Raw genomic sequence first — 12,109 nt, 5'->3', positions numbered from 1 at the left:
GATGTGACGGAGAGGGCGCGGGCCGTGGCTGACGGCCCGCGCCCCTGCTCAGCGGCTGCGCGGGTCAGTCCCCGACGACCGCGGTCTTGTGGTGGGCGCTCTGCACGGCGCCCGCCCACATCCGGATGTGGTTGATCCGGCCGGGCGTGCGGTTGCCCCACGCGCTGTTCAGCCAGCCCATGCCGACGGCCGGGCCACCGCTGCTCGCCGCCGCCGTGTAGGCGGTGGGAACGCCCTGCCGGTCGACGAGGAAGAGGGAGATCTCCTGCGACTGGGCGTCGTAGGCGCCGACGAGCTGGACCTCGGTGCCCAGCACCGCCGTCTCGTCGCTCTGCACGGAGGCCCCCGTGCCGTCGGCTGTCAGCCGGCCGAAGTGCCAGCGGCCCAGTGCCCAGCGCTCGGAGAGCGGTTCACCGGTCGCCTCGTCGATGACGGGGTCGCCGTTCGCGTCGAGCACCTCGTGCCCGGTGGCGTCGACGCCGGTCTTCTCGAACCACAGTCCCCACGAGGAGCCCGTCGCCGTGCGCTGGCCGAGGATCTGCGTCCGGTGGCCGTTGGGCTTGTCGACGAGTGCGGCGCCGTCGACGAGGGCCTCCACGGCCACGGTGAAGGAGCCGGTCGCGTCGACGAGCGGGGAGCCGGAGAACTCGGCGCCCCCGGTGCCGTCCAGGACGATGGACTCGCCGTCCAGCCGGGACCCGGCGCCCATCGTGAGGGACGCCCCGTAGTTGCTCGTCGTGTCCCGGAGCGTGGTGCCCGAGGCGCCGGAGGCGTTCAGGTCCGCCACCAGCTCCAGGTGCGGCATGCCGGTGCCGTCCGGACCGTCGAGGAGGCTCGCCTCCGTGGCGATCTCGGTCGCGGACTTGGCGGCCTGCCAGACGGTCACCTCGTCCACCTCACCGCCGAAGTGGTCGACGTAGCCGCCCTTGTACTTCACCCGCCCGATCTGGAAGCCGCCGTTCGCGGACCAGTTGGAGGTGATCGTGTCGGTGCCCTGGAGCCGGCCGTTCACGTAGAAGGACAGGACGTTCTTGTCGTGGTCCACGACCGCCGCCAGATGCGTCCACACCTTGACCTGCGCGGGGTCCTTGGCGTTCACCCGCTGGTTGTCCAGGGACGTGGACGACGCGTCGGCGTCGGCGAGCCGGACGCACCAGGTCTTCACGCCCTCGCAGTAGCTGAGGAAGAACGGGCTGTAGTACGTGCCGTCCTGGCCCGCCACGGTGAAGAACCCGCCCGTCGCGTCCAGCCGGGCCCAGGCGGCCACGGTGTACGAGGCCGCCGTCTGCACGACCGGCTTCGCGGACGCGGCGTACGCCGGGTTCGCCAGCCGCAGCGCCTGGTCCTGGCCGCGCACCTCCGGCGTCGTCTCCGTCGCCGGCTGCTTCACGATCTCGCCGCGCCGCCCGTTGGGCGAGCGGACCGCGCCCGACAGCGTCAGGTCGTTGCGCAGGGCGGCGTCCGTGGTCGAGGTGTCCACGGCCGCGCCGCTCGTCTCGTCGAAGTTCCAGCGCGCGACCGGCTTGGGGCCCTCGCTCACCAGGAACCTGACGATCTGCTCGTCGCCGCCCAGCGGATAGGCCGCCGACCTGGCCTGGACGTGCAGCAGGTACGTACCGGAGGACGGGGGAGTGATCGTCGCCTTGTACGTGGAGCCGGTCGACCACGCCGACCAGGCGGTGTCCGAGGACAGCTTGAAGCGGTAGCCGGTGTTGGTGCTGGTCTCGCCGGGCGCCGGGCCGAAGACGACCGTGCCGGACTGGCTGGGGCCGCCGCCGGGCACGCAGCTGCCGCCCGACACGCACTCGCTGTAGACCGTCCAACTGGTGACGCTCGGCTTCTGCGGGGCCTTGCTGTCCACCAGGAAGTAGCAGAACGGGCTCTGCGAGCTCGACAGGTACGACGCGTCGTTGTTGTAGAGCGAGTGCGTGAACGACCGGTAGCGGTACAGCTTGCCGTCGGTCAGCGGGTTGTCCCAGTCCTTCGTCTGCGCCGGGAAGCTCTTCGTCGTCGTGCTGTACGAGACGTATCCGGTGGTGGGTTTCAGCGATCCGGTGCTCGGCTCGGGCGCGTCCGCCCACGACGTGCCGCTCTTCACGTCCAGGTCGAAGTAGACGCGCAGCCGCGCCCCGGTCTCGCCGCCCGTCGCCGTACGCGGGGTGGCCACCAGGTCGGGCCGGGGGTCCGTGATGACGCTCGGCGACGACTCGGAGGTGCTGCACACCTGGCCGGCGCCGGCCCTGACGCCGTACGCGGTGGGCGTGGCCGGCTTGCTGACGTAGCTGACCGTGAGGACCGCGTCGTCGTCGAAGCGCTTCCAGGCGACGGTGTCCGTCTCGTCCTTGGCCATCAGCATCAGCGTCAGCCGGGGGAACGACCCGTCGGCGAAGGCCTTGACGGTCGGGGTGAGGTTCTCGTCGGTCTCCTCCGGGTTGTCGGCGAACCGGATCGGCGCCGCCGGCTGGGACGGCGAGCAGTTGGTTCCCCGGCCGGCCGACACGTAGCGGTCGCCCATCTGGTCCAGCTTGGTCGGGCCCGGCCACTTGGAGGACGAGGAGATGTTGTTGGTCCGCTCCAGGTCGACCCAGCGGGCGTCGCACGAGAACGACCAGGTCTCCGTCACCGTGAAGGCCGCGCTCAGGACGTGCTTGCCCTTCAGCTTGTCCGGCGCGAACTCGAAGTACATGCGGTTGACGTAGCCGTTGCCGCAGTAGTACGAGACGCCGCCGATCACCGCCGTGCCGCACTTGCCGACGCTCATGCCGTTGGTGCCGCCCGAGAAGTTGTAGAACACGTCACCGTCGGAGGACAGCACCGTGCGCTCGGACTCGTTCAGCTCCACCGACGGGTCGATGTAGAGCGGCAGTTCCGCCTCGGTCGTCGCGGCGATCAGATCCGCGTCCGGCACCACCCGGACGGAGTCCTCGCCCAGGACGACGTCCATCACCGCCGACTCGTCGCCGGCGCGGGGCCCTTCGAGCGGGTCCTCCTGCTGCGGAGCCACCGATACGGGCTCCGGCTCCGCCGCGGCGGACGGGCCGCTCAGCGGGCGCAGGCCGGCGCTCTGCGCCGAGACGCCGTCGCCCTCCGCGGGGCCGCCGGCGGAGTTCCACATCTGGGCGCTCGGCGAGCGGAAGACGACCTGGCCGTTGCCGTCCACCGCCTCCATGCTGCCCGCCGCGCCCGCCCGGATCTTCAGCCCTTCGGCGTCCAGGTCGTACGCGATGCTCCGCAGGGCCGGGTCGGCGGCCGCTTCGAGCGTCTCCACCTCCAGGACCTGGCGGAACCCCTCGGGCGTCGCCGTCAGGATGAGGTTGACGTCGGGCCGGACGTCCTCGTACACGGCCCGGGCGCCCTCCAGGCGCGGGGCCGGCAGGGTGCCGGGCCAGCCGAGGGACACGGCCGAGCCCGCCTCGCCGATGGTCACCAGCTCCGCGCCGGGACCGCCGGGCGAGAAGGACAGGTCCACCGTCGCGGCCTTCGGCCCGACCGACCCGTCGGCCCGTTTCACCAGCGTCGGGTCCGGCCGTGTCCATCCGCCGTTCGGCGTGGCCACGCGCACCGGGACGATCGACTTCTCCAGCGTGAAGGTGTCGCCGTCGGGGTTGGCGAACACCGTGTCCCGCTCGGTGCGTTCCTCGAGCACCTCGACGCGCTTGCCCGTGGCCTCGGCCAGGGCCAGCGCCTTGTCGGACGGCGTCTGGGGCACGGCCGCGGCCGCGGTGGCCGTGCGCGCCGCCCAGGGGGTCCCGGGGGCGGCGGTCAGGGCCAGGGTCAGGGCGAGTGCCGTGCCGGTCAGCCGGGCGGCGCGCCCTCTGTCGGGTCTCATGCGGGTCTCCCCGGGGCGGTGGCCCGGTGGCCGGTGGGCAGGGACGTGGGCGTGGACATGGTGAGGACCGTTTCGGTTGGGGCCGCCCGGAGGAGGGGGCAGGCCGGAAAGAAATAGGACATTTGTTCGAGTCGAAGGGTGGGGGAGTGCCCCGTTCGCCGCTCTGATCTCAGAAGCGCGGATCACCCGTCGCGAAGACGTGCCGTCGCACGGCCGGGCGGCCGGTCAGCCGGTCGGCCCGGTGCGGTCGTGCGGGTGAGGGAGGTCCTCCTCGTCGAGGACCTGAAGAGGCGTCAGCCCCGGCCGGTGCCCGGCCGTAACCGCGGACCCGTGAACGGCCGGCGGCGAGAAGCGGGAACGACCCCGCTGCCAAGACGGAACACGCCGACCTCTACCCCCTGAACACCCCACCCCTGACGTGATGGGACGCACAGTACATGGCCGACCCGCGATCCGTCGCGCACGCTTCCGAACGGTCCTGATCTGCTCGGATGTGGCCGGACGGGGTGGAGTTGGGCCGACGTGCGCCGACAAGGCGCTATTGCTCCACGGGCCCCGGACCGCCCTCCGGGCCGGAGCCCTCCACGAGCCCGGAGCGCGACCGCAGCAGCACCTTCTGCAGCTCCCGTGCCGCCCTCGGCGGCGCGACGTCGCTCCGGTGCGCCAGGGCGATCGTGCGGCGCAGTCCGGGCGGCGCCAGCGCCGTGACCCGCAGGTCCCGCCCCGCCCTCGCCGCCACCATGCTGGGCACGACGGCCAGGCCGAGACCGGCCCGGACGAACCCCAGCACCGCGTCCATCTCACCGCCCTCCACCGTGAACGACGGCTCGAACCCCTCCGCCCGGCACGCCGCGACCGTCAGCTCCCGCAGGTCGTAGCCGTGCCGGAACATCACCATCGGCCGCCCCTCCAGGTCCGCGATCCGCACCGGCCGGCGCGGCGCAGGACCGGCCGCCGACGACACCACCACCAGATCCTCCTGGAGCAGCTCGACCGTGGTGAGCGCCGGGGACGGCGTCGGCAGCGGCAGCACCACCAGCGCCAGGTCCAGCGCCCCGCGCGCCAGCTGCCGTACGAGGTCGTGGGAACCGCCCTCCTCGACCAGCAGCCGGATCCCCGGGTACAGGTCGTGGAAGGCGCGCAGCACGTCCGGCAGCAGCCCCGTGCACAGGCTCGGCGTCGCACCGAGGCGCACCCGCCCCCGCCGCAGCTGCGCCAGCTCCTGCACCTCGTGCCGCGCGGTGTCGGCGTCCGCCAGGATGCGGCGGGCCAGCGGCAGCAGCGCCTCCCCCGCGTCGGTGAGCGCGATGTTGCCGCGGGCGCGGCTGAACAGCTCGGCGCCCAGCTCCTTCTCCAGGGCCCTGATCTGCTGCGACAGCGACGGCTGTGCGACATGGACCCGCTCGGCGGCCCGGGTGAAGTGACGGGTCTCGGCGACGGCCACGAAATACACCAGCTGCTGGAACTGCATAAAGGCAGCATAAGCACCATTGATAGCACTGGGCTATCGAGATCAGCAGGTCCATGTCTTGGACCTCTGGGGACATCCGGACCTAGCGTCCGGGGCATGGCTCTGGCAACGCGGACACACCCACGGCGCACGGACCGGAAACCGTCCCTGCCGCGCATGTTCTGGGGATCGACCGTCGGCAAGAAGACGGTCATGGCCCTCAGCGGTCTGATCCTCATCGGCTATCTCGTCGCCCACGTCCTGGGCAACCTCAAGGTCTTCTTCGGCCCGGAGGAGTTCAACGCGTACGGCCACTGGCTGCGCACCATGGGCGCCCCCGTCCTGCACCGCGAGTGGGGACTGTGGATCGCCCGCGTCGTGCTGCTGACGGCCGTCGTCGCGCACGGCGTGGCGGCGTACCAGCTCAGCCGGCGCGACCTGAAGGCCCGCCCGACGGCGTACGTCCACAAGCGGCGCCGCGCGAGCTACGCGACCCGCACCATGCGGTGGGGCGGCGTGATCATCGCGCTGTTCGTCGTGTGGCACCTGCTCGACCTGACGACGCTCACCGTCAACCCGAACGCCGAGCCCGGCCGTCCGTACGAGAACGTCGTGGCGACCTTCTCCACCTGGTACGGCAACGTCATCTACATCGTCGCGATGCTCGCCGTCGGCCTGCACATCCGGCACGGCTTCTGGAGCGCCGCCCAGACCCTCGGCGCCGGCAGCGCCCGCCGCGACCGGGCGCTGAAGACCGTCGCCAACACGCTCGCCCTGATCCTCACGGCCGGCTTCACCGCCGTGCCCGTCGCCGTCCTGACCGGAGTGGTGCGCTGACATGAGCGACTACGTCTCCTACACCACCGGCGCGCCGATCGCCGACACCAAGGCCCCCGGCGGCCCGATCGCGGAGCGCTGGGACCGGCGCCGCTTCGAGGCGAAGCTGGTCAACCCCGCCAACCGCCGCAAGCACACCGTCATCGTCGTCGGCACCGGCCTCGCCGGCGGCTCCGCGGGGGCCACCCTCGCCGAACAGGGCTACCACGTCGTCCAGTTCTGCTACCAGGACTCGCCGCGCCGCGCCCACTCCATCGCCGCCCAGGGCGGCATCAACGCCGCCAAGAACTACCGCAACGACGGCGACTCGGTCCACCGCCTCTTCTACGACACCGTCAAGGGCGGCGACTTCCGGGCGCGCGAGTCCAACGTCCACCGGCTCGCCCAGATCTCCGTCGAGATCATCGACCAGTGCGTGGCGCAGGGCGTGCCCTTCGCCCGCGAGTACGGCGGCCTCCTCGACACCCGCTCCTTCGGCGGCGTCCAGGTCTCCCGCACCTTCTACGCCCGCGGCCAGACGGGCCAGCAGCTGCTGCTCGGCGCCTACCAGGCGCTGTCCCGGCAGATCGCCGCCGGCAACGTCGAGATGCACCCGCGCACCGAGATGCTCGACCTGATCGTCATCGACGGGCGGGCGCGCGGCATCGTGGCCCGTGACCTGATCACGGGGAAGATCGACACGTACGTCGCGGATGCCGTCGTCCTGGCGAGCGGCGGCTACGGCAACGTCTTCCACCTGTCGACCAACGCCATGAACTCCAACGCCACCGCCGCGTGGCGGGCCCACCGGCGCGGCGCGTACTTCGCCAACCCGTGCTTCACCCAGATCCACCCCACCTGCATCCCGCGTACCGGCGACCACCAGTCCAAGCTGACGCTGATGAGCGAGTCGCTGCGCAACGACGGACGCATCTGGGTCCCGAAGGCCCAGGGCGACACCCGCCCGCCCCACGAGATCCCCGAGGACGAGCGCGACTACTACCTGGAGCGGATCTACCCCTCCTTCGGCAACCTGGTGCCGCGCGACATCGCCTCGCGTGCCGCGAAGAACGTCTGCGACGAGGGCAGGGGCGTCGGCCCCGGCGGCCAGGGCGTCTACCTGGACTTCGCCGACGCGATCCGCCGCATGGGCCGGGCGAAGGTGGAGGAGAAGTACGGCAACCTCTTCGAGATGTACGAGCGGATCACCGCGGAGAACCCGTACGAGGTGCCGATGCGGATCTACCCCGCCGTGCACTACACGATGGGCGGCCTGTGGGTCGACTACGACCTCCAGACCACCGTGCCGGGCCTGTTCGCGATCGGCGAGGCCAACTTCTCCGACCACGGCGCCAACCGGCTCGGCGCGTCCGCGCTGATGCAGGGCCTGGCCGACGGCTACTTCGTCCTGCCGTCCACCATCAACGACTACCTTGCGCGCGCCACGGCACTCGAACCGGTCACGGGCGACCACCCCGTGGTCGCCGAGGTCGTGGGGGAGACCGAGGAGCGGCTGCGGCGGCTCCTGGCCGTCGACGGCGACCGCACGCCCGACTCGTTCCACCGCGAGCTGGGCGAGCTGATGTGGGACCACTGCGGCATGGCCCGCACCGACGAGGGGCTGCGCAAGGCCCTCGACCGGATCCCGCAGATCCGCCAGGAGTTCTGGCGCCGCATCAAGGTGCCCGGCGACGGCGAGGAGTTCAACCAGTCGCTCGAGAAGGCCAACCGGATCGTCGACTACCTGGAGCTGGCCGAGCTGATGTGCCTCGACGCACTGCACCGCGCCGAGTCCTGCGGCGGCCACTTCCGGGAGGAGTCCCAGACCCCCGACGGCGAAGCCGCCCGCAGGGACGAGGAGTTCGCGTACGCGGCCGCCTGGGAGTTCTCGGGGACCGGCGTCGCACCCACGCTGCACAAGGAAGACCTGGTCTTCGAGTACGTCCACCCCACCCAGCGGAGCTACGCATGAGGCTCACCCTGCGCGTCTGGCGCCAGAAGAACGCCGAGGCCCCCGGGGCCATGGCCACGTACGAGGTCGACGGCATCTCCTCCGACATGTCGTTCCTGGAGATGCTCGACACCCTCAACGAGGAGCTGATCCTCCGGGGCGAGGACCCCGTCGCCTTCGACCACGACTGCCGTGAGGGCATCTGCGGGGCGTGCAGCCTCGTCATCAACGGCGACGCGCACGGCCCGGAGCGCACCACGACGTGCCAGCTCCACATGCGGGCGTTCCGCGACGGCGACACGATCGACATCGAGCCCTGGCGCGCCGCGGCCTTTCCGGTGGTCAAGGACCTCGTGGTCGACCGGAGCGCCTTCGACCGGATCATCCAGGCCGGCGGCTACATCTCGGCCCCGACCGGCTCGGCGCCCGAGGCGCACGCCACACCCGTGCCGAAGGCCGACGCGGACCGCGCGTTCGAGCACGCCGAGTGCATCGGCTGCGGCGCCTGTGTGGCGGCCTGCCCCAACGGCTCCGCGATGCTCTTCACCTCGGCGAAGGTGAACCACCTCAACGTGCTGCCGCAGGGCGCGCCCGAGCGGGAGACCCGGGTGCTGGACATGGTGGCGCGGATGGACGAGGAGGGCTTCGGCGGCTGCACCCTGACCGGCGAGTGCGCCACCGCCTGCCCGAAGGGCATCCCGCTGCCGTCGATCGCGGCCATGAACAAGGAGTGGCTGCGGGCGGCGCGGAGCCGGGCGGTTTAAGGCCATCTTCCGCGAGTGACGCCCGCCACAGCTGTGACCGCTGCGCGAAAGAATCTTCACGCGGCGGTCACATTTCTGCCGTGGGTGACGCCTCCGGTTAGGGGGCGGGGGTATCGCTCACAGCAAGATCAACTTTGTTCAATTCTGGATAGTTGAGGGCGAGTTGTCCGTTTCCTGGCTGAGGAGAGTCCGGAAATTTCACCCCGCCCGGCAGTCCCGGTAGGCATATGCCGCCGGGGCTGCCGACCACAGCCCCGGGTGCACCGACCGGTGCACCGTCATCACTTGGGGGCTTCTCTCTCATGTCCGGAATCACCCGCCGCCGCGCTCTCGGCGCCGTCGCCGGCGCGGCCGCAGGACTCACCGTCGCCGCTCCGGCGATCGCCACAGCCGCGGCGCGCGCCACAGCCGCACCGGCCGTACCCGCCGCCGCACCCGCCGGCGCCGCGCGGGCGGCCGCCAAGAGCGCCGCACCCGCGCCGTTCGACGAGGTCTACCGCGGCCGCCGCATACAGGGCCGGCCCGCCCAGGGCGGCGGCCACGGGGGCCACCACGGCGGCCACCACGGGGGAGGGCACGGCGGCGGCTACACCGTGCTCATCGACGGCGAGGAACTGCACGTCATGCAGAACGCCGACGGCACCTGGATCAGCGTCATCAGCCACTACGAGCCGGTCGCCTCGCCACGCGCCGCGGCCCGCGCCGCCGTCCTGGAACTCCAGGGCTCCCCGCTCGTCCCCCTCGTCACCGCCTGATCCGGAGCGCCACCACCATGACCGTACGCAAGAACCAGGCGACGCTCACCGCGGCCGAGAAGCGCCGCTTCGTCGACGCCCTGCTGGAGCTGAAGCGCACCGGCCGGTACGACACCTTCGTCACCACGCACAACGCCTTCATCATGAGCGACACCGACGACGGCGACCGCGTCGGCCACCGCTCGCCGTCCTTCCTGCCCTGGCACCGCAGGTTCCTCCTGGACTTCGAACGCGCCCTGCAGTCCGTCGACCCGTCCGTCGCCCTGCCCTACTGGGACTGGACCGCCGACCGCACCCCCACCGCGTCCTTGTGGGCCCCCGACTTCCTCGGCGGCACCGGCCGCAGCCGCGACGGCCAGGTGGTCGACGGCCCCTTCGCCCGCTCGGCCAACCGCTGGACCATCACCGTCCGCGCCGACGGCCGCGACTTCCTGCGCCGCGCCCTGGGAGCCGGCGGCCGCCAGCTGCCCACCCGCGCCGAGGTCGACGCCGTCCTTGCCATGGAGACGTACGACGCACCGCCGTGGAACAGCGCGTCCGACGGCTTCCGCAACCACCTGGAGGGCTGGCGCGGCGCCAACCTCCACAACCGCGTCCACGTGTGGGTCGGCGGCCAGATGGGCACCGGAGTCTCCCCGAACGACCCGGTGTTCTGGCTCCACCACGCCTTCATCGACAAGCTGTGGGCCGACTGGCAGGCCCGCCACCCCCGCTCGACGTACCTGCCCACGGGCAACACGCCCAACGTCGTGGACCTCAACGACACCATGCGGCCCTGGAACGACGTGACCCCGGCGGACATGCTCGACCACACCCGCTTCTACACCTACGACAGGGCGGCCTGAGTCCTGTCACGCGGGGCGGCGGCCGGGCCGTCGCCCCGCAGGCCCGCCAGCCGGGACAGCCGCGTGAAGGAGTCCAGCAGCGCCGCCCGGTCGTACGTGCTGGTCGTCACCAGCAGCTCGTCCGCGCCGGTCTGCTCGACCACCTCGTCCAGCGCCGCCCGTACCTGCTCCTCCGTACCGTGCACGTGCCCCCTCAGCGCGGACTCGTAGGACTCCCGCTGACGTGCCGTCATCTCCCGTTCCGCGACCGCCTCCGGCGGGGCGAGCGGCGGGAACGTGCCGTGCGTCCGCGAGTACGCCAGCGACCACGCCTCCGGCACCAGCAGCCGCGCCGCCTCCACCTCCGTCGCCGCGACGGCCACCGTGCCCGCGACCACCACGTACGGCCGCTCCGACCAGACGGACGGGCGGAAGCCCGAGCGGTACCGGTCGATCGCCGCCAGCACCTTCGTACGGCCCTTCAGGTCGCCGATCACCAGCGGCAGGCCCGCCGCCGCGGCGACATCCGCGCCCTCGCCCGTGGCCAGCACGAACGGAGGCACCCGCAGCCCCTCCGCCGGTCGCGCGTGCACCTGCGGATGGGCGCCCTGCGTGCCGGTGAACCAGCCGAGCAGCTCCTCCAACTGCCCCGCGAAGTCGTCGGCGTCCTCCTTGCCCCGCCCCAGCGCCCGCCGTATGCCGTCCGTGAACCCCACCGAGCGGCCAAGACCCATGTCGATCCGCCCCGGGAACAGCGACTCCAGAACCCCGAACTGCTCGGCCACCACCAGCGGCTGGTGGTTCGGCAGCATCACCCCGCCCGTGCCCACGCGGATCTCCGACGTCGCCGCCGCCACCGCGGCCGCCAGCACGGTCGGCGCGGAACCCGCCACACCCGGCACGCCATGGTGCTCGGACACCCAGAACCGGTGGAAGCCCAGCGCCTCCGCCTCCCCGGCGAGCCGGACGGTGTCGCGCAGCGCCCGCCCGGCGTCCACGCCCTCGCGGGTGCGGGAGCGGTCCAGCACGGACAGCGGGACGGACAGCGGGGTGGAGGCGGCGGCACCCGGGGCACCTGGGCTCACGCCCGGTTCAGCGGTCGGACCCACGCCTGGTTCAACAGTCGGACTCACGCCTGGTTCAAACACCGGTGCCGCGCGGGCATTCCCTACGCTGGCGCACGTGACGAACGCGACGCGCGACGGCAGGCCGCCCCTGGCCGTCTTCGACCTCGACAACACCCTCTCCGACGCCCGCCACCGGCAGCGCTTCCTGGAACGCACCCCGCGCGACTGGGACGCGTTCTTCGCCGCCGCCCCGCAGGACGCCCCGCTCCCCGAAGGGGTCGCCCTGTGCCTGGAGGCGGCACGCGAGTGCGAGATCCGCTACCTGACCGGGCGGCCCGAGCGGTGCCGCCAGGACAGCGTGGACTGGCTCGCCGCGCACGGGCTGCCCGAGGGCCGCATCCACATGCGCCGCAACGACGACCGCCGCCCCGCCCGGCTCACCAAGCTGGAGGTGCTGCGCAGGATCGGCCGGAGCCGGGAGATCCGCATGGTCGTGGACGACGACGAGCTGGTGTGCGACGCCGTCGAGAAGGCGGGGTTCCCCGTCGTACGGGCCCGCTGGGCGCTGAGTTCCGAGGCGCTGAAGGAGGCCCAGGAGAAGGAGGGCCGCACCTGACGACCGGGGAGCCGGGCGCCGGGCACCCGCCCGGCGG

Annotated in this window: 9 protein-coding genes; 6 read left to right on the top strand and 3 right to left on the bottom strand. The window is 72.2% G+C overall.

The annotated features are described in order from the left end of the window. Window positions 1-64: 64 nt before the first annotated feature. Complete coding sequence (locus ABEB09_RS02560) at window positions 65-3,829, bottom strand: laminin G domain-containing protein (RefSeq protein WP_345686640.1); 3,765 nt, start codon at window positions 3,827-3,829, stop codon at window positions 65-67. Between the two features lie 538 nt (window positions 3,830-4,367). Next, window positions 4,368-5,300, bottom strand: a complete 933-nt coding sequence (locus ABEB09_RS02555; RefSeq protein WP_345686638.1) for a LysR family transcriptional regulator — start codon at window positions 5,298-5,300, stop codon at window positions 4,368-4,370. A 96-nt stretch (window positions 5,301-5,396) separates the two neighbouring features. Between ABEB09_RS02555 and ABEB09_RS02550 the strand changes: the two genes are divergently transcribed. The 5 genes from ABEB09_RS02550 (at window position 5,397) to melC2 (ending at window position 10,410) form a co-directional block, all read left to right on the top strand. Next, window positions 5,397-6,116, top strand: a complete 720-nt coding sequence (locus ABEB09_RS02550) for a succinate dehydrogenase cytochrome b subunit (RefSeq protein ID WP_345686636.1) — start codon at window positions 5,397-5,399, stop codon at window positions 6,114-6,116. A gap of 1 nt (window position 6,117) precedes the next feature. Further along, a complete protein-coding gene (locus tag ABEB09_RS02545; RefSeq protein WP_345686634.1) occupies window positions 6,118-8,067 on the top strand; it encodes a fumarate reductase/succinate dehydrogenase flavoprotein subunit in 1,950 nt (649 codons plus the stop codon). Then, the gene (locus ABEB09_RS02540; protein WP_345686632.1) at window positions 8,064-8,810 is read left to right on the top strand and encodes a succinate dehydrogenase/fumarate reductase iron-sulfur subunit; all 747 of its coding nucleotides are present in this window, start codon (window positions 8,064-8,066) and stop codon (window positions 8,808-8,810) included. The genes ABEB09_RS02545 and ABEB09_RS02540 overlap by 4 nt, the downstream gene beginning before the upstream one ends. Window positions 8,811-9,112: 302 nt before the next feature. Then, complete coding sequence (melC1, locus tag ABEB09_RS02535) at window positions 9,113-9,565, top strand: apotyrosinase chaperone MelC1 (protein ID WP_345686630.1); 453 nt, start codon at window positions 9,113-9,115, stop codon at window positions 9,563-9,565. Between the two features lie 17 nt (window positions 9,566-9,582). Beyond that, a complete protein-coding gene (gene melC2, locus ABEB09_RS02530; protein ID WP_345686628.1) occupies window positions 9,583-10,410 on the top strand; it encodes a tyrosinase MelC2 in 828 nt (275 codons plus the stop codon). On the opposite strand, the gene ABEB09_RS02525 is transcribed toward melC2, so the two are convergent. After that, window positions 10,392-11,474 (bottom strand): MsnO8 family LLM class oxidoreductase, encoded by a 1,083-nt coding sequence (locus ABEB09_RS02525; RefSeq protein WP_345686626.1) that lies wholly within the window; start codon window positions 11,472-11,474, stop codon window positions 10,392-10,394. The genes melC2 and ABEB09_RS02525 overlap by 19 nt on opposite strands. A gap of 97 nt (window positions 11,475-11,571) precedes the next feature. Between ABEB09_RS02525 and ABEB09_RS02520 the strand changes: the two genes are divergently transcribed. Further along, window positions 11,572-12,072: a phosphatase domain-containing protein gene (locus tag ABEB09_RS02520; protein WP_345686624.1), complete on the top strand. Its 501-nt coding sequence runs from the start codon at window positions 11,572-11,574 to the stop codon at window positions 12,070-12,072. The last annotated feature ends 37 nt before the right edge of the window (window positions 12,073-12,109 follow it).

Source organism: Streptomyces coeruleoprunus, assembly GCF_039542925.1.
GTDB lineage: Bacteria > Actinomycetota > Actinomycetes > Streptomycetales > Streptomycetaceae > Streptomyces > Streptomyces coeruleoprunus.
This window is presented reverse-complemented; position numbering and strand designations above follow the sequence as displayed.

Bases quoted from the DNA above. Each gene is read 5' to 3' on its own strand.
- ABEB09_RS02560 (WP_345686640.1), bottom strand. From the start codon at position 3,829: ATGAGACCCGACAGAGGGCGCGCCGCCCGGCTGACCGGCACGGCACTC.
- ABEB09_RS02545 (WP_345686634.1), top strand. From the start codon at position 6,118: ATGAGCGACTACGTCTCCTACACCACCGGCGCGCCGATCGCCGACACC.
- melC2 (WP_345686628.1), top strand. From the start codon at position 9,583: ATGACCGTACGCAAGAACCAGGCGACGCTCACCGCGGCCGAGAAGCGC.
- ABEB09_RS02550 (WP_345686636.1), top strand. From the start codon at position 5,397: ATGGCTCTGGCAACGCGGACACACCCACGGCGCACGGACCGGAAACCG.
- melC1 (WP_345686630.1), top strand. From the start codon at position 9,113: ATGTCCGGAATCACCCGCCGCCGCGCTCTCGGCGCCGTCGCCGGCGCG.
- ABEB09_RS02540 (WP_345686632.1), top strand. From the start codon at position 8,064: ATGAGGCTCACCCTGCGCGTCTGGCGCCAGAAGAACGCCGAGGCCCCC.
- ABEB09_RS02555 (WP_345686638.1), bottom strand. From the start codon at position 5,300: ATGCAGTTCCAGCAGCTGGTGTATTTCGTGGCCGTCGCCGAGACCCGT.